The sequence below is a fragment of the Halomonas sp. NCCP-2165 genome (genome assembly GCF_023708045.1).
GTDB lineage: Bacteria > Pseudomonadota > Gammaproteobacteria > Pseudomonadales > Halomonadaceae > Bisbaumannia > Bisbaumannia pacifica.
On record NZ_BRCY01000032.1, the window covers coordinates 17,645 to 35,028 of the forward strand.

A 17,384-nucleotide genomic window follows, 5' to 3' on the forward strand; every position below is an offset into this window, starting at 1 on the left:
CTCGTCGGGTCGGGGAGTTGTTATCAACGCCACCCCACAGGTGCCATGGGTCGGCGTTAGGCTTAGGTATCGGCCGACGACCCGACGAGCTTTAGTAATCACTTACCGCATATCGCTGATTGCCTCTTGGATGTCCGCCAGCGGCGCCTTGGAGAGATCCTTGGCCAGGGAATGGATAATCAACTTGCTGGTGGCTTCATCCAGCTTGTCGCGCAGGATACCCAGGAAGCGGGGCGGAGCCACCAGGATCAGCTTGCGCAGATGATTGCCGACCCGGGCATGATAGATACACTCCGCCACCTGTTTGGCGAAGATCTCCGCCTGATGGTGGGAGGCCACGCTCTCGCCCCCCGAGGTCCGCGAGGTGCGACCCATGGATTCATGCACCTCGCCGCCGCCATCGGTCACCAGGTCCCCCTCGTGCAGGCGCCCCTCGGCATGCACCAGGCTCTCCTTCTCTTCCAGTTTCAGTCCCTCACGGGTAAAGACGCGGGCGCGCGCCGCATCGGCCACCACGATATAAGTCGTCATGGGAACTCCTTGGCAAGATAAAGGGAACGAGGCCGGAGGCCTCCTATGGAGCGTGGCAAGGGCCCGGGAAAGCGTCAACTTCCCGTGGCGTGATAGCGGCGCAGGCCGTATAGCAATAGCACGGCGCTGCCACTCCCTAGGGTATTGGCGAGGATATCCCAGCCGTCGCCGCCACTGCGGCCCGGCACCGGGATCTGGGCGAACTCGATGGCGATACCATAGGCCACCGCCAGGGCGAAGGCCCAGGACAGGCGCCGCCCGGCCAGGCCCACCAGCCCCGCCAGGCCGGCATAGCCGAGAAAGTGGTTGAGCTTGTCCCAGGGCAGGGACTCGGGCATCTCGCCGCCCGGGGTCAGGCTACCGAGGGCGATCAGCAGCGCCGCGGCCAGGGCCGCCGCCGCCCAGAGGCGACGACGAGCGCCACGGCAGAGCCACTCAGCCATGCTCGATGCGGGCGTGGTAGGCGGGGCTCAGTTCGTGCAGGGCGTCCATAAAGGCCGTGACGTGATCCGGGTCGGTGAACTGGCTGATGCCGTGACCCAGGTTGAAGACATGCCCGGGGCCGCTGCCATAGCTGTCGAGGATCCGCGCCACCTCGGCGCGAATCGCCGAGGGCTTGGCGAACAGCACATTGGGGTCCAGGTTGCCCTGCAGCGCCACCTTGTGGCCCACCCGGGCCCGGGCATCGGCCAGCTCGGTGGTCCAGTCCAGTCCCAGGGCGTCACAGCCGGTGGCGGCGATATGCTCCAGCCACTGGCCGCCATTCTTGGTGAACAGGATCACCGGTACCCGGCGGCCGCCCTGGTCGAGCTCGAGGCCGGCGACGATCTGCTCCATATAGCGCAGCGAGAACTCCAGGTAGGCCGGGGTGGAGAGCACCCCGCCCCAGGTATCGAAGATCTGTACCGCCTGGGCGCCGGCGCGAATCTGCGCATTGAGGTAGTCGGTGACCGCCTGGGCCAGGGTGTCCAGCAACTGGTGCATGGTATCCGGCGTGTCATAGAGCATGGTCTTCACATGCCGGAAGTCCTTGCTGGAGGCGCCCTCCACCATATAGGTGGCCAGCGTCCAGGGGCTGCCGGAGAAGCCGATCAGCGGCACCCGACCGTTGAGCGCCGAGCGGATGGTGGAGACCGCCTTCATCACATAGCCCAGGTCGCGCTCGGCGTCCGGCACGCTCAGCGCCGCGACCTCCTCGGGGGTGCGCACCGGCTTGCGGAATTTCGGCCCCTCGCCGGTCTCGAAGTAGAGTCCCAGGCCCATGGCATCGGGGATGGTGAGGATATCCGAGAAGAGGATGGCGGCATCCAGCGGATAGCGCTCCAGGGGCTGCAGGGTCACCTCGCAGGCCAGATCATGGTTGCGGCACAGGTCCATGAAGCTGCCGGCATCGGCCCGGGAGGCGCGATATTCCGGCAGGTAGCGGCCGGCCTGGCGCATCATCCATACCGGGGTACGGTCCACCGGCTGGCGGGCCAGGGCGCGCAGAAAGCGATCGTTCTTGAGTTCCATGCGGGGCTCACTCTCGACAAGATTTGCCCGCATTGTACCCGAAGCCGACCCGGTGTCGCGCCGGGGTGCGGGGGACGCCTGCAAAAGAAACGCCGTCGGGGACCGACCGCGGTGACGCGCCTTTCGCGCCTCCCTGTCGTCGAGGCCGTGAGCCACGGCCGCGATCCTGCTAGAATGGCCCGATTGGCCTGGCGCCGAGCGCCGCCCGTACGACGAGGTAACCCGTGACGATTCGATTCATCGCCGCCTCCCGGCTGCCCACCCCCTGGGCGACCTTTACCATGCATGGCTTCGAGGACGAGGCCACCGGCAAGGACCATATCGCCCTGACCCTGGGCGACGTCAGCGATGGCGAGCCCGTGCTGGGGCGGGTGCACTCCGAGTGCCTGACCGGCGATGCGCTCTTCTCCATGCGCTGCGACTGCGGCTATCAGCTCCAGGAGGCCCTCAAGCGCATCGCCGACGAGGGCCGTGGCGTGCTGCTCTACCTGCGCCAGGAGGGTCGCGGCATCGGCCTGCTCAACAAGATCCGCGCCTACCACCTCCAGGATCAAGGCGCCGATACCGTGGAGGCCAACGAGCGCCTCGGCTTCGGCGCCGATATGCGTCGCTACGACCTCTGCGTGCCCATGCTCGAGCACCTGGGCATCGGCGGCCTGCGCCTGATGACCAACAATCCGCGTAAGGTCGATGCCCTGACCCGGGCCGGCGTCCAGGTGGCCGAGCGAGTGCCCCTGACCACCGGCCTCAACCCCCATAACGAGCACTACCTCTCCACCAAGGCGGGCAAGCTCGGCCATATGATGGCCCTGGGCGACTTCACCCAGGCCAGCGACGTGGATATTGAACGAAAGTCGTAAGGTTTTCCCATCCCCCCACGGCTAAGACACGAGCGTCGCAGATGTTCCCTTCGGCCATCGCGACGCCCTCTGTGCTCCCAGCCTTATGGAGGGACTCGTCATGAAAACCCGACTCTTGCTTCTCGCCCTGCCTCTGGTGGCACTGCCGCTGATGGCCCAGGCCGATCGCGCCAGCGAACTGGCCCTGGCGCTCAATCAGGCGCCGACCAGCCAGCACGCCGGCATGCCCGATAGGGTCCAGGAACCGGCCAATCTGCACCTGGTATCCGGCAATAGCGAGGCCATGACCCAGGCCTGGCTGCGCCTGAAGCACTATCAGCCGCCCATGCATGTGGATGCCAACGGCAATCCCCTGTCACTGGGTCGTCAGGCCACCCACTGATCGCCAACCCCTCGTATCTCCTCCCCCGATAGATGCCGGGGGAGGATGCCCGGGGCGATCACTCGCCCGGGCGAGAAGGGAAAGCCCCCCGCCTCCGGAGCCGCCCCCTCAGACGGCCCTGGCCTTGCGAATGCGCTCGTAGGCGTTGCCGATCTCGCTGGTACGCTGCTGGGCGACCTCGCGCATGCTCTCGGGCAGGCCCTTGGCGGCGAGCTTGTCGGGGTGATTCTGACTCATCAGGCGACGGTAGGCGCGCTTGATCTCGGCATCGCTGGCGTTCTCCTCGACCCCCAACACCCGGTAGGCATCCGCGAGGGAGGTCCCCGTCGCGTCCGGCGCCTCGGCGGCGCCACGCAGCATCGCCTCGACCTGGGCGATCTCGGCCTCCGAACAGCCCAGCCCGCGCACCACACGCATCAGCATCTCGTGCTCGGCGGGGTGCAGGCGTCCATCCGCGGCGATCGCCGCCAACTGGACCTGCAGGAACACCTGACGCAGGGCCGGCTGAGTCCCCACGATCTGGCGCACCCGCGCCAACTCCGCCTCGAGATCGAAGTCCGCGGCCTTGCCGCGGGTGAAGTCGGCCCGCGCCTTGGCACGCTGGGCTTCGTTCAAGCGCAACCGATCCCACAGCTGGCGCGAGGCCTCCAGCTCGTCCTCGGTGACCTGGCCATCGGCCTTGCACATGCAGCCCATGATCGCGAAGGTCGATTCGAGGAACTGCTCCCGGGACGCGGCCAGGCGCCCGAGCATGCTGCGGCGTAGCCGCGCCGCGAGCCAGTAACCCAGCCCACCGCCGATCAGCAGGCCCAAGGGTCCCCCGACCAGCAGGCCGATAAAGGCACCGAGCAGTACGACGATCAGCATGAGTCCTCCCCCTCGCGCCGGGACGGGTCAGCGCCGGCGAGCCGGGCGCGGATGGCGGCCTCGATGCCGGCGGCGTCGAGGCCGCAGTCGGCGAGCAGTTGCGCCGGCTTGCCGTGCTCGACGAAGGCGTCGGGCAGGCCCAGCTGGAGCAGCGGGACCCGGACGCCCTCGGCGGCCAGCAGCTCGGCCACGGCACTGCCGGCGCCACCGGCCACCACGTTCTCCTCCAGGGTCACCAGCAGGTCGTGGTCGGCGGCGGCGGCCAGCACGGCATCGCGATCCAGCGGCTTCACCGAGCGCATATTGAGGTGGCCGGCGTCGAGGCGCTCGGCCACCTCGGCCGCGGCGGTATTGAGGCTGCCGAAGGCCAGCAGGGCGACCCGGGCGGCGCCGGCGGTGCGGCGGATCTCGGCCCGGCCGATGGGCAGGGGCTCCAGGTGATCGGGGATCGCCACCCCGGGACCGGTGCCGCGGGGATAGCGCACCGCGGCGGGGCCGGGGTGATGGTAGGCGGCGCTGAGCATGGCCCGGCACTCCGCCTCGTCGGCGGGGGCCAGCACCACCATCCCCGGCACGCAGCGCAGGAAGGAGAGGTCCATGCTGCCGTGGTGGGTGGGGCCGTCCTCGCCGACCAGGCCGGCCCGGTCGATGGCGAAGGTCACGTCCAGGTGCTGCACCGCCACGTCGTGGATCAGCTGATCGTAGCCGCGCTGCAGGAAGGTGGAGTAGATGGCCACCACCGGCTTGACGCCCTCGCAGGCCATGCCGGCGGCGAGCGTTACCGCGTGCTGCTCGGCGATGGCCACGTCGAAGTAGCGCTGGGGATACTCCCGGGAGAAGCGGATCAGGTCGGAGCCCTCGCGCATGGCGGGGGTGATGCCGATCAGCCGACTATCGGCGGCGGCCATATCGCAGATCCAGTCGCCGAAGACGTTGCAGTACTTCTTCGGGCGCTTCTTCGGCGGTGACACCTTGAGCGGCGGCGTCTCGTCGCTCTTTTCCAGCTTGGTGATGGCGTGGTAGCCGATGGGATCCACCTCGGCGGGGCGGAAACCGCGCCCCTTGCGGGTCTTGACGTGGAGGAACTGGGGGCCCTCCAGGTCGCGCATATTGCGCAGGGTCTGCACCAGCAGCGGCAGGTCGTGGCCGTCGATGGGGCCGATATAGTTGAAGCCCATCTCCTCGAACAGCGTCGCCGGGCTGATCATGCCCTTCATATGCTCTTCGGTACGCCGCGCCAGCTCCAGGGCTCCGGGCAGGTGGGAGAGCACCTTCTTGCCGTTCTCGCGCATCGCGGTGTAGGGCTTGCTGGCGAGGATCCGCGCCAGGTAGCTGGCGATGCCGCCGACGTTCTCGGAGATCGACATCTCGTTGTCGTTGAGTACCACCAGCAGGTTGGCGTCCACATGGCCGGCGTGGGCCAGGGCCTCGAAGGCCATGCCGGCGGTGAGGGCGCCGTCGCCGATCACCGCGCAGGTGCGCCGCTGCTCGCCCTTGGCGCGGGCCGCCAGGGCCATGCCCAGCGCCGCGGAAATGGAGGTGCTGGAGTGGCCCACGCCGAAGGTGTCGTACTCCGACTCGGCGCGGCTGGGGAAGGCCGCCAGGCCGCCGTACTGGCGGATGCCCGGCATCGCCTCGCGGCGTCCGGTGAGGATCTTGTGGGGGTAGGCCTGGTGGCCCACGTCCCACACCAGGCGGTCATGGGGGGTCTCCAGGGCCTGGTGCAGGGCCACGGTGAGCTCCACCACGCCGAGGCCGGCGCCGAAGTGGCCGCCGCTGCAGCCCACGCTGTAGAGCAGGTAGGCGCGCAGCTCGTCGGCCAGCTGCTGGAGCTGGGCGCCGGGCAAGGCGCGCAGTGCGGCCGGGGTGTCCAGGGCGTCGAGCAGCGGCGTGGCCGGGCGCTCGGCGGGAATCTCGTCGAACAGCTTCATGGGGTCATCCGCGTATCAGTGGTCGCGCTCGATCATATAGCGGGCCAGCTCGGCCAGCGGCGTGGCGGCCTCGCCCAGGGGCGCCAGGGCGGCCAGGGCCTCCTGGAGCAGGCCATCGGCCTTGGCCCGGGCGCCGTCCAGGCCGAGCAGGGCCGGATAGGTGGGCTTGTCGTGGGCGGCGTCGGCGCCGGCGGTCTTGCCCAGGGTGGCGGTATCACCGGTCACGTCGAGGATGTCGTCATGGATCTGGAAGGCCAGGCCCACGGCCCGGGCATAGGTCTCCAGGGCCGCCACCCGGGGGTCGTCATCGCCGGCGGCGCTGAGGGCGCCGAGGCGCACCGCGGCGCGGATCAGGGCGCCGGTCTTGTGACCATGCATGGTGGCCAGGGCCGTCACGTCGGGCTGTCCGCCCACCGCGGCCAGGTCCAGGGCCTGACCGGCCACCATGCCGTCGCGGCCGGCGGCCTCGGCCAGGGTCCGCATCAGCGCCGGCAGGCGCGGGTGCTCGGCCCGGGCCAGTACCTCGAAGGCCAGCGCCTGGAGGGCATCGCCGGCGAGGATCGCCGTGGCCTCGTCATAGGCCTTGTGCACCGTGGGCTGACCGCGGCGCAGGTCGTCGTCGTCCATGGCCGGCAGGTCGTCGTGGACCAGGGAGTAGGCGTGGATCAGTTCCACCGCGGCGGCGGGGGCATCGAGCAGGGCCTCGTCGGCACCCAGGGCGCGGCCGGCGGCATAGACCAGCACCGGGCGCAGGCGCTTGCCGCCCACCAGCAGGCCGTGGCGCATGGCCGCCTCGAGGCGCGCCGAGGGGGGCGTGCGCTCGGCGAAGAGGCCCTCCAGCCAGGCATCGATGCGTGCCCGGTCGGCGGCCAGGCGCGTGGTCAGGGGCTCAGGCGTCATTGGGCACCTCGTCGTCCGGGCCGGCGAAGGGGGCGATGCCCAGGCTTCCGTCGTCCTGTTCCACCAGGCGGCGCACCTGCAGCTCGGCCTCGTCCAGGCGGCGCTGAGCGTCGCGGGTCAGGCTCACGCCCTGCTCGAAGGCCGCCAGGGAGGCCTCCAGGCTCAGCTCGCCGGACTCGAGTCGCTCCACCAGCGTCTCCAGGCGTTCCAGGGTGGCGGCGAAGTCCTGCGGCTCGGCGCCCTCGGGTGTCGCGGTATCCTTGTCGGCCATGGCCCCCTCGTCGGCTAATGACGCCGCGGCCGGCGTCGCCAAAAAGTCAAAGCGCACAGTATACACCCTCTGCCCCGGGGGGCGTCTGCCCCAGCATCAGCGGGGGACAGGGTTCGTCTCTCCCTGGATGCAGCCGGCTCATGCTGGCGGCGCAGCATTTTCATCCGGCCCCCTCGGCGGCTGTGCTAGGATGGTGCCCCTGTTACGCCCCCCTGCGTGAGTCTCCATCCGCTTCGCGTCGGTTCCCCGCCCCCTTGCCGTCCGGAACCCGCCGCGCCCTTCGGGAGGCGAACAGGCACACACTATATGACTGATAAGCGGCCCCGCCGCGGAAAGGGTTGATTCGAGAATGGCCAAGACGTCGTTGGACAAGAGCAAGATCAAGATCCTGCTGCTCGAGGGTATCCACCAGAGTGCGGTAGATAACTTCCTGAACGCCGGTTACACCAATATCGAGCACCTCGCCACCTCCCTGGACGAGGCGTCGCTGATCGAGAAGATTCGTGACGTGCACTTTATCGGTATTCGCTCCCGGACTCAGCTCAACGAGCGCGTCTTCGCCGCCGCCGAGAAACTCAACGCCGTGGGCTGCTTCTGCATCGGCACCAACCAGGTCGACCTGAATGCCGCCCTGCGCCGCGGCATCCCGGTCTTCAACGCCCCCTACTCCAACACCCGCTCGGTGGCCGAGCTGGTGCTGGCCGAGGCGATCATGCTGCTGCGCGGCATTCCCCAGAAGAGCCACTCCGCCCACCAGGGCGGCTGGATGAAGAGCGCCAAGAACTCCCACGAGGCCCGCGGCAAGACCCTGGGTATCGTCGGCTACGGCAATATCGGCGCCCAGCTGTCGGTGCTGGCCGAGTCCCTGGGTTTCGACGTCATCTTCTACGACGTGGTGACCAAGCTGGGCATGGGCAACGCCCGCCAGGTGGCCAGCCTGGAGGAGCTGCTGGCCCGCGCCGACGTGGTCAGCCTGCACGTGCCGGAGCTGCCCTCCACCAAGTGGATGATCGCCAAGGAGCAGATCGCGCTGATGAAGCAGGGCGGCATCCTGATCAACGCCTCCCGGGGCAGCGTGGTGGTGATCGAGGACCTGGCCGCGGCCCTCGAGGAAGGCAAGCTGCTGGGCGCGGCCATCGATGTCTTCCCGGTGGAGCCCAAGGGCAACGACGAGGAGTTCGTCAGCCCGCTGCGCGGCCTGGACAACGTCATCCTCACCCCCCATGTGGGCGGCTCCACCCTGGAGGCCCAGGAGAACATCGGCGTCGAGGTCTCCGAGAAGCTGATCACCTACTCCGACAACGGCACCACCGTGACCTCGGTGAACTTCCCCGAGGTGGCCCTGCCGGCCCACCCGGACAAGCACCGCCTGCTGCATATCCACGACAACGTGCCGGGCGTGCTCTCGGAGATCAACCATGTGCTCTCCGAGAACGATATCAATATCTCCGGCCAGTACCTGCAGACCAACGAGAAGGTCGGCTATGTGGTGATCGACGTGGACAAGGCCTATGGTGCCAAGGCCCTGGAGGCCCTCAAGCAGGTGGAACATACCCTGCGCGTGCGGGTGCTCTACTCCGAGGTCAACTTCGATAGCTGATCGTTCGTCGTCGCTACCGGGGCTTTGCTGGGGGCAGGCCTTCGCAAAGACGCTGTGAACCCCTCCCTGGGCGCTCGACTTTTTCGTCCCTGAAAAAGACGCTTCGCTCCGACCTGCCCCCAGCGCCCCTCTGCCGTATACAGCGCCCCCGGCATTCGCCGGGGCCCTGGCGTTTCTGGCCTTGATCCAGGTCAAGGCCACGGGATGCGTGCCTCTCCCGGCTTGAGTAGAATGGCGCCTCCCCAACCCGGTCCGTCCTTTGCGAGGACGACTACCAGGAGAGAAAGATGACCCAGGATTCCCCGCGGATCGTGGTGGCGGCACTCTATCAGTTCGTCACCCTCGAAGACTTCGACGCCCTGCGCGAGCCGCTGCGCCAGACCATGCTCGCCCATGACATCAAGGGCACCCTGCTGCTCGCCCGGGAGGGCATCAACGGCACCGTCTCCGGCACCCGGGAGGCCATCGACGCCCTGCTGGCCTGGCTCAAGGCCGATCCGCGCCTGGCCGCCCTGGACCACAAGGAGTCCTACTGCGACGCCCACCCCTTCTACCGTACCAAGGTGAAGCTCAAGAAGGAGATCGTCACCCTGGGCGTGCCCGGCATCGACCCCAACGACACCGTGGGCACCTATGTGGAGCCGGAGCAGTGGAACGAGGTGATCAGCGACCCCGAGGTGCTGGTGATCGATACCCGCAACGACTACGAGGTGGCCATCGGCAGCTTCGAGGGCGCCATCGATCCCAAGACCACCACCTTCCGCGAGTTCCCGGACTATGTGCGCCAGCACTATGACCCGAGCAAGCACAAGAAGGTGGCCATGTTCTGCACCGGCGGCATCCGCTGCGAGAAGGCCTCCAGCTTTATGCTCAAGGAGGGTTTCGAGGAGGTCTATCACCTCAAGGGCGGCGTGCTCAACTACCTGGAGAAGGTGCCCGAGGAGCGCTCCTTGTGGCGCGGCGAGTGCTTCGTTTTCGATAACCGGGTCACGGTGCGCCACGACCTGAGCCGCGGCGACTACGACCAGTGTCATGCCTGCCGCATGCCGGTCTCCACCGAGGAGATGCGCTCCGAGAAGTACGAGCCCGGGGTCAGTTGCCCGCACTGCTACGACAGCCTGCCGGAGAAGACCCGTGCCGCCGCCCGGGAGCGCCAGCGCCAGATCGAGCTGGCCAAGGCCCGGGGCGAGCCCCACCCCATCGGCCGCGACCCGCGGCAGATGACAGCGGCCGAGGCCGAGGAGGCGTAGCCTCCCGGTACCCCAAGTGATTGCACGGCCACCGCGTCTCGACGCGGTGGCTTTTTTCGTGATAATGGTTAACCTTCGAATGGATTTTCTGCGGGATGCCCCTGGGCCCGATGGATCGGCCCGGGCATCCCGCGCTTTTCTGGAGGGAATCATCATGCCGACCGGGCCGGCCTATCTCACCGTGGTGCTGGTATGGGCCACCACCCCCCTGGCCATCAAGTGGAGTGCCGAGGCCGGCGCCCCGGTGGGCAGCGTCTGGCTGCGCATGGCCATCGCCGCGGTGCTGGCCGTGCTGATCCTGCGCCTACTGGGCCGCGGCCTACCCCGCTCGCGGCGCGCCCTGCTCAGCTATGCGGTGGCGGTGCCCGGGGTCTTCGGCGCCATGGCGCTGAGCTACCGCGCCTCCATGAGCCTGCCCTCGGGGCTGCTGTCGGTGATGTTCGGCCTGGCGCCGCTGATCTCGGGGCTGATTCTCCAGGCGCTGCCCGGCGCCACCCGCCTCAAGCCCTGGCACTGGCTGGGCTGCCTGCTGGGGGTGGTAGGGCTGGCGGTGATCTTCGCCGACTCCCTGGGCGCGGGCGTCGAGCAGCTCGGCGCCCTGGCCATGATGGTGGCGGCGGTGACCCTGTTCAGCGGCAGCGGCATCGCCGTGCAGCGGGTGGCGGCGGGCCTGCCGCCCCTGGAACAGACCGCCGGCGCCCTGCTGCTGTCGATGCCCTGCTTCGCGCTGCTGTGGCTGGCCAGCGGCGAGCCGCTGATGGTGCCCTTGACGACCCGAGGACTCTGGGCGGTGCTCTACCTAGCGCTGTTCGGCTCGTTGATCGGCTTCCTCTGCTACTACCTGATCCTCTCGCGGCTGGCCGCCGCCACCGTGGCCCTGGTCACCCTGATCACCCCGGTGCTGGCCCTGGGGCTGGGCATGGCGCTGAACGGCGAGCGCCCCAGCCTCTCCATGTGGCTGGGGGCGGCGCTGATTCTGGTGGCCCTGGGCGCCTACCTGTTCGGTGACCGCCTGGCGCGGCGGGCGAAGTAGGTCGGGTAAGTGAGCCACGGCGAGCGCACCCGACGAGCAGTCGCATCCCATCGGATACTCTCGACTTCGGCTCGTTTATCCGACCTACGCAACCAGCCCCCGGACGGCACGACACTTTACCGATATCTCACTGATGAAGCTCTGGGAATCAAACTGGGCATGGCCCGCCTGATGCAGGGCGACTCCACGAGCTTCTCGCTCAGCAGCAGGTCGATCGCCTGCTGAGCAATATAATCGAAGGGGATATGAACCGAAGTTAGCGAGATGGGTAACCGGCTCGCCAGCGGAATGTCGTTGTAGCCGACCAGCGAAAGCGATCCGCCAATATCGATGTCGAGACGGTGCGCAGCGGCCATGACGCCGATGGCGAGGTTATCGTTGGCCGCGAAGATCGCTGAAGGCCGCTCGCGCTGAGAAAGGATGTTCAATCCCGCCGTCTCCCCCGATTCGATACCGAAGCCGGACTCCACCACCCAGGCTTCACGCACCGGGACACCCGCCTCATGCATGGCACGGCGAAAACCTTCCTGACGATCCCGTGCGCTGGAGGTAAACCCGGGTCCGGCGATCAGTCCGATATCGCGATGGCCTAGATCAAGCAAATGCCGGGTAGCGAGATAGCCGCCCTGGACGTCGTCACCCAGCGATGAGGGGCTGATGCCGTCGGTGCGTAACACCAGCGAGTGTGGTACCCCCCGATCGCGCAGTTGCGAGGGTAGCTGATCATCGAGGCGGCTGGTGGCCAGGATCAAGCCATCCACGCGCCGGTTGAGCAGTGACTCGGCGGCTTGGCGTTCGCTGTTGGGATCGTCGCCGCTGGTTGCCACGATGGCGAAATAGTGGTGCTCCTGAGCGGCTCGGGAGATCGCCTCATAGAGAAGCGCCATGACTGTATCGCTCAATCGAGGCACCAGCACGCCAATGGTGCCAGTACCGCCACGGCGCAGGCTGGAGGCGAGTATATCTCGCCTGTAGCCGAGCGCTTCGGCGGCCTGTCTGACCCGCTGGGCGGCGGGGCTGTTGGATGGCGGTAGTCGTTCGTCCAGGACTCGAGAGACGGTCGACGTGCTCACGCCAGCGGCCTTGGCAACGTCATGCATGGTGATCGGTTTGTCGTTCATTACTCTGCTTGTCCATGACGCGAGATGTATCAGCGAGCTTGCGTTTCGGCGTCTGGATACGCAAAAAGGACGCCGGCTCAAACGATTCTAGCGATTCGGGCGCGATCTTATAAGCAAGATGTCGACAATATGCCTATCACGCCAGCGCTCTCGCTTATCTCGACGCCCCTCCCCCTAGACCAACGTCGAATAGGCGTGTAAGGGGTTTGGTGAAACCATGTGCAAACGTTCCCGGCAACGTTCCCATACAAGCGCAAACAAGAGGAATCACCATGTCTCTCGATCTCAGAGGTCTGACTCCCGCCCCGGTTACTCCCTTCACCCGCGACGGCGAGATCGACTACGCCGGCATCAAGAAGCTTGGCTCCTGGCTGGGCGGCATCGATGGTGTCAAGGGGCTGGTCGTTCTGGGCCACGCCGGCGAAGGCACTTTCCTGACGTCCGACGAACAGACAAGCGTCATCGAGGCGTTCGTCGAGTCAGTCAAGGGGGAAGTTCCGATCATCGCCGGCATCACCCGCGAAGGCGATCATGTTGCCGCCGAAGAGGCGAAGCGTGCGGTCGCAGCGGGCGCTTCCGCGGGCCTGGTCTACCCGTCTCACGGCTGGCTGCGTTTCGGCTACCAGGACGGCGCCCCGCAGGAGCGTTACCGTCGCATTCACGAGGAGAGCGGTCTGCCACTGATCCTGTTCCAGTATCCGGATAACACCAAGGCGACCTACAACCTCCAGACCCAGCTCGACATTGCGGCGCAGCCGGGCGTCTTCGCCATGAAGAACGGCGTGCGTAACATGAAGCGCTGGGATACCGAGATCCCCGTGATTCGCGCCGAGCGTCCAGACCTGCAAATCCTGACTTGCCACGACGAATATCTGCTGCACACCATGTTCGATGTGGATGGTGCCTTGGTCGGTTACGGTGGCATCGCACCGGAGCCGCTGATCGAGATGATCCAGGCCGGCAAGGCCAAGGACTACGCCAAGGCGCGTGAATTGCACGATCGGCTGCTGCCGGTGACCAAGAACGTCTATCACCGCGGCTCCCACATGGAAGGCACCGTGGCTCTCAAGTGGGCTCTGGTGGCTCGCGGCATTCTCGACCACGCCACCGTGCGCTCGCCGCTGCGTCCGCTCGCCGAGGGTGCGGACCAACAGATCGCCGACGCCATGCGTCAAGCCGGCCTGGCCTGATCGCGACGGGCCGGCCGCCATTCAGGAGCCGGCCCCCCCCCTCGGTGATACCGCAAGGGCATCACCGTCTCGCCAGACTCATCCCATCCCCATTCCTATAACAAATTTTCAGGAGCGCGTGATGAATACTGACACCCAGCGGGACTCGGAAGCGCTGTCACCGTCGACGGCTTCCCCTCGGTCCCGATTTTCTCTGACGGTTCCGCAAATGCTCGCCCTCATGGGGCCGGCATTCGTGGCCGGCGCCTGGCGCTTCGGTCCGGGTGCGCTGACATCCGCCGTTCAGGCCGGTAGCCAGTATGGCTACATGCTGCTCTGGGTCATCCTCGTGTCGGCGGTGCTCATGTTCGTCTTCAATGACATGGCCGTCCGTCTAGGCCTGGCCTCGGGCGACTCCGTGATTACCGTCACCAAGCAGAAGCTTGGCCGGGCGGTCGGGGTGATGGCTGGACTCGGGGTCTTCTCGATCACCTTGATGTTCGCCGTCGGCAATGCGGTCGGGTCCGGGCTAGCACTAAGCCTGCTGCTGGGGGGCTCGGTGGTCGGTTGGACGCTCGCTTGTACCATCGCTGTGGGGCTCCTCATCGCCATGCGCAACACCTACAAGGCGATGGAACGCCTCCTGGTAGCCCTGATCGGGCTGATGTCGGTGGGTTTTCTCGCTTCGACGGTCCTCAGCGATCCCAACTGGGCGGCCGCGGCCAAGGGGCTGATCCCGAAGATTCCCGCCGAGGCCAGCGTGCTGCTGATCGCGCTGATCGGTACCAACTTCTCGATCAATTCGGCTTTTTATACCGGCTACGCCATTCATGAAAGACGGCTCAAGCGGGAGCAGTATCGCGCCATCACGCTGATGGACACGCTGCCGGGGAACGTCGCCACCGCCTTCATGGCAATGCTGATCATTATCGTGGCGTCGGCGGTGCTTCATTCGACTGGCACCGTTGCAACCACCTTCCCGCAGTTGGCCAGCGTGCTCGAACCGCTTGCCGGTCGGTTGGGGGCGATCCTCTTCGGCCTGGGCTTCTTTGCGGCGGCCTTCTCCTCGATGGCGGCCAACGCCTCCGCGGGGGGTACGCTGCTAGCGGATGCGCTGGGCTGGAACAGCAGCCTGTCGACATGGCGAGTCAAGCTGCTGGTGTATGGCGTATTGATCTGGGGCGCAGGGGTAACCTTGGTCTCCAAAGGGTCTCCGATCGAACTGATCATTATCGCGCAAGCGTTGACCGTCCTGGTCGCCCCCTTCCTCGGCATCATTCTGTTCCTGCTGACACGGCGTCGCGATGTCATGGGTGATCTCAAGAACGGCCCTTGGCAGACCCTGTTCGCACTAGTGGGACTGGTTGCCATCTTCGCCATATCGTTCCAGCTCATTCTCAGGCTCATCGGCTGAGTCGCAAGACGATTCCAGCATCAATAACAATTATGGAGACTCCGAGATGCAGAAACGCATTTCTCGCTGCCGCTCGCTTTACACCCTGGGGGTTGCCCTGCTATTGCCGAGTGCTCCGGCACTCGCCATAGACCTCGAAGTACAAGGCACCAGCGTATCGATCTATGGCTATGCCAAGCTCGATATCATGTACGACACAGGGGATGTGAAGTCGGGCAATAGTGGCGGGTTGGGAGACGGCATCAATTTCGACAGGGTCGCCGTCGACGGTCAGTCGAGCACCAGCGGTCATTCGAACATGCATGCCGGTGAGTCTCGCCTTGGCTTTCGCACCACGACGCCGACGGAGCGGGGCGATCTGATCACCAATATCGAAGGCGATTTCTTCTTCGGCAACTTCCGGCTACGCCAAGCGTATGGCTCCTGGAATGGCATTACCGCCGGCCAGACCTGGAGTAACTTTCACACCTTTGTCAGTACCACGCCGACGCTCGACTTCACCGGCCCTCTGGGACGCGACGCCTTCCTGCGCCAGGCGCAATTGCGCTACTCGATAGGCGACGTTCACATCGCACTGGAGGATCCGGGCGGTGCCATGTCGGGAAATTCCTTCGACGGGGGATACGGCGCTGCCACCGATATCGACCGCAAGGATACTCTTCCCGATCTGACGCTGCGCTACGAGTCCGGGGCCGGCGCGGCGAAGTGGGCAACGGCAGCGCTGCTCAGGGAAGTGTCCTTCGACACCGGCAGGGAGTCAGACTCCGCCATTGGCTGGGGACTCTTCATTGCCGGGAGCTACGCCCTCACCCCGTCCACCACGCTTCGCGGTCAACTGACCGGCGGTAACGGCATCGGCGCCTACATGAAAGCCAATCCGGCGCCGGCGGCATATCGTGTCGGCAACCGTATCGAGACGATCCCCGCCTGGGGAGGCACCCTCGGCATCAGCCAGGACCTGGGGCCAGGCACCCTCAATGTTGCCTATTCTCGGGTAGAGGCGGATTGGGACGATGCCGAGCGCGATGGCGTGTCGCTGATCGATACCGATAATTCGGGCGGGTTCATTGACGCCTACGACGAGGTGCGCGAGCTGCTACATCTCAACTACCTCTGGCACCCAACCGAAAACGTCACCTACGGCCTCGAGGTGGCGCATGCGGTACGGGAAACCGTAGATCGCCGGGACGGCAGCGTGGCGCGGATTCAGGGAAGCGTTATATATCGTTTCTGAGTCACCACGCCGTGGCCTCACGCGGCTCTCCGAAGAACGCTAAAAATAGGTGGCCATCTCCTCCACCACCCGCAGGTCCTCGTCCACCAGGCAGACTCGCCGCCACTTGTCGAAGGTCAGGCAGGGATGGGAGGTGCCCAGGGCGACGATATCCCCCACCCGCACCTCGCCGCCGTTGCCGGGCAGCCCCGGCTCGGCGGCGGGCATCGGGGGCAGCTCCACGAAGGCGTGTTGATCCATCAGCTTAGTGACGCGCCAGCCCGCCACCGACAATGCATGCCACGGATCGCCTCCCTCGCGGTGGCGGCGCAGCGGTTCCGGCAACTGGTCATGGCCGATGTCCCGCTTGCCCACCCCGAGGATGGCGCGGCCCGCTTCCGGCAGGGAGATCACCTGGGCATAGACCTCCAGGGCCGGGCGCAGCCCCTGCTCCAGCTCGGGACGCCGACCCAGCACGCCGCGCTGGGCCTCCCGATAGATGCCGTGGTCGTGGACCACATAGCAGCCGGGACGCAGCACCGGCACGAAGTGCTCGCCCAGGTGGGCCTCCCGGAACACCTCGGCGATCAGGTCATACCAGGCGGAACCGGAGGCGGTGATCAGCGGCGCCTCGGCCTCGATCAGGCCGTCATGATCCAGGGTCTGGGCGGCCTCCACCAGGTGCCAGGCGTAGCCGCGCACCGCCCGGGCCGGATCCTCGCCGAACACCACCCCCTCGTAGCCCTCCAGGCCGGCCAGCACCAGGGCCGGCTCCGCTTCGATCAGCTCGCCCAGGGCCAGTACCTCGTCCTGGTCGCGGCAGCCGCAGCGCCCGCCCGGCACCCCCAACTCGATCAACACCCGGAGTCGCAGCCCCCGGGCGCCGAAGTAGCGACTCAGCTGGGCCACATTGGCGGCGCTATCCACCACGCAGTAGAACTCGGCGCCGGCCTCCAGCAGCGCGGCGACGATGGCCATATTGGCCTCGCCCACCAGCTGGTTGGCCATCAGCAACCGGGGGATTCCGGCGGCGAAGGCGGCCCGGCACTGGGCGGCGGTGGCCAGGGTGATGCCCCAGGCGCCGGCATCCCGCTGACGGTGAAACAGCGCCGGGGTCATGGTGGTCTTGCCGTGGGGGGCCAGGCGGGCGCCGTGGTCATCGGCGAAGCGCTGCATCCAGGCCAGGTTATGGGCGAGCGGTGCCTGGTGGATCACCGCCGCCGGTAGGCCGACGCCGGCGAGCAGGTCGGGAGCGGTCTCGATGGAGCCCTTGTCCAGGGACCAGGCGGAGGGCGTCGCGTCGGGGCTGGCGTCGGCCTACCGGCGGCGG

The 17,384-nt window shown here is 66.8% G+C and carries 17 protein-coding genes; 8 read left to right on the plus strand and 9 right to left on the minus strand.

From position 1 onward, the window contains the following. Positions 1 to 102: 102 nt before the first annotated feature. From NFU04_RS14075 to hemE, 3 genes are all read right to left on the minus strand, one after another. On the minus strand, positions 103 to 531 hold the full coding sequence (locus NFU04_RS14075) for a host attachment protein (protein ID WP_251310072.1): 429 nt from the start codon (positions 529 to 531) through the stop codon (positions 103 to 105). Between the two features lie 74 nt (positions 532 to 605). Further along, positions 606 to 974: a VanZ family protein gene (locus NFU04_RS14080; RefSeq protein WP_251310073.1), complete on the minus strand. Its 369-nt coding sequence runs from the start codon at positions 972 to 974 to the stop codon at positions 606 to 608. Beyond that, positions 967 to 2,043, minus strand: coding sequence for a uroporphyrinogen decarboxylase (hemE, locus tag NFU04_RS14085; protein WP_251310074.1), 1,077 nt, complete (start codon positions 2,041 to 2,043; stop codon positions 967 to 969). Before hemE ends, NFU04_RS14080 begins: the two co-directional genes overlap by 8 nt. 224 nt (positions 2,044 to 2,267) lie before the next feature. Here hemE and ribA point away from each other — a divergent pair, with 224 nt between their 5' ends. Both ribA and NFU04_RS14095 read left to right on the plus strand, forming a co-directional pair. Then, positions 2,268 to 2,903 (plus strand): GTP cyclohydrolase II, encoded by a 636-nt coding sequence (gene ribA, locus NFU04_RS14090; RefSeq protein ID WP_251310075.1) that lies wholly within the window; start codon positions 2,268 to 2,270, stop codon positions 2,901 to 2,903. 100 nt (positions 2,904 to 3,003) lie between these two features. Then, positions 3,004 to 3,285 (plus strand): hypothetical protein, encoded by a 282-nt coding sequence (locus tag NFU04_RS14095; protein ID WP_251310076.1) that lies wholly within the window; start codon positions 3,004 to 3,006, stop codon positions 3,283 to 3,285. A 108-nt stretch (positions 3,286 to 3,393) separates the two neighbouring features. Here NFU04_RS14095 and djlA read toward each other — a convergent pair whose 3' ends face one another. Genes djlA through NFU04_RS14115 form a run of 4 tightly spaced genes read right to left on the minus strand, consistent with a single transcriptional unit; the run spans position 3,394 to position 7,254 of the window. After that, a complete protein-coding gene (gene djlA / locus NFU04_RS14100; protein WP_251310077.1) occupies positions 3,394 to 4,152 on the minus strand; it encodes a co-chaperone DjlA in 759 nt (252 codons plus the stop codon). Further along, positions 4,146 to 6,083 (minus strand): 1-deoxy-D-xylulose-5-phosphate synthase, encoded by a 1,938-nt coding sequence (gene dxs, locus NFU04_RS14105; protein ID WP_251310078.1) that lies wholly within the window; start codon positions 6,081 to 6,083, stop codon positions 4,146 to 4,148. The genes djlA and dxs overlap by 7 nt, the downstream gene beginning before the upstream one ends. Positions 6,084 to 6,098: 15 nt before the next feature. Continuing rightward, positions 6,099 to 6,983, minus strand: coding sequence for a (2E,6E)-farnesyl diphosphate synthase (ispA, locus tag NFU04_RS14110; protein ID WP_251310079.1), 885 nt, complete (start codon positions 6,981 to 6,983; stop codon positions 6,099 to 6,101). Next, complete coding sequence (locus NFU04_RS14115) at positions 6,973 to 7,254, minus strand: exodeoxyribonuclease VII small subunit (protein WP_251310080.1); 282 nt, start codon at positions 7,252 to 7,254, stop codon at positions 6,973 to 6,975. Before NFU04_RS14115 ends, ispA begins: the two co-directional genes overlap by 11 nt. Before the next feature lie 349 nt (positions 7,255 to 7,603). Here NFU04_RS14115 and serA point away from each other — a divergent pair, with 349 nt between their 5' ends. From serA to NFU04_RS14130, 3 genes are all read left to right on the plus strand, one after another. After that, entirely contained in the window at positions 7,604 to 8,854 is a 1,251-nt protein-coding gene (serA, locus tag NFU04_RS14120; RefSeq protein WP_251310081.1) for a phosphoglycerate dehydrogenase, read from the plus strand. Positions 8,855 to 9,141: 287 nt separating this feature from the next. Then, positions 9,142 to 10,104, plus strand: coding sequence for an oxygen-dependent tRNA uridine(34) hydroxylase TrhO (gene trhO, locus NFU04_RS14125; protein WP_251310082.1), 963 nt, complete (start codon positions 9,142 to 9,144; stop codon positions 10,102 to 10,104). Positions 10,105 to 10,258: 154 nt separating this feature from the next. Continuing rightward, positions 10,259 to 11,137, plus strand: a complete 879-nt coding sequence (locus tag NFU04_RS14130; protein ID WP_251310083.1) for a DMT family transporter — start codon at positions 10,259 to 10,261, stop codon at positions 11,135 to 11,137. 116 nt (positions 11,138 to 11,253) lie between these two features. Here the strand turns inward: NFU04_RS14130 and NFU04_RS14135 are convergent, their stop codons facing one another. Then, positions 11,254 to 12,258, minus strand: a complete 1,005-nt coding sequence (locus NFU04_RS14135; protein WP_251310084.1) for a LacI family DNA-binding transcriptional regulator — start codon at positions 12,256 to 12,258, stop codon at positions 11,254 to 11,256. 272 nt (positions 12,259 to 12,530) lie between these two features. Between NFU04_RS14135 and NFU04_RS14140 the strand changes: the two genes are divergently transcribed. From NFU04_RS14140 to NFU04_RS14150, 3 genes are all read left to right on the plus strand, one after another. Beyond that, positions 12,531 to 13,448, plus strand: a complete 918-nt coding sequence (locus tag NFU04_RS14140; protein WP_251310085.1) for a dihydrodipicolinate synthase family protein — start codon at positions 12,531 to 12,533, stop codon at positions 13,446 to 13,448. A 121-nt stretch (positions 13,449 to 13,569) separates the two neighbouring features. Beyond that, on the plus strand, positions 13,570 to 14,841 hold the full coding sequence (locus tag NFU04_RS14145; protein WP_251310086.1) for an Nramp family divalent metal transporter: 1,272 nt from the start codon (positions 13,570 to 13,572) through the stop codon (positions 14,839 to 14,841). Between the two features lie 46 nt (positions 14,842 to 14,887). Then, positions 14,888 to 16,075 carry a DcaP family trimeric outer membrane transporter gene (locus NFU04_RS14150; RefSeq protein WP_251310087.1) on the plus strand — a complete coding sequence of 396 codons (1,188 nt, stop codon included), beginning with the start codon at positions 14,888 to 14,890 and terminating at the stop codon, positions 16,073 to 16,075. Between the two features lie 39 nt (positions 16,076 to 16,114). On the opposite strand, the gene NFU04_RS14155 is transcribed toward NFU04_RS14150, so the two are convergent. Then, a complete protein-coding gene (locus NFU04_RS14155; RefSeq protein ID WP_251310088.1) occupies positions 16,115 to 17,269 on the minus strand; it encodes an amino acid deaminase in 1,155 nt (384 codons plus the stop codon). Positions 17,270 to 17,384: the final 115 nt, after the last annotated feature.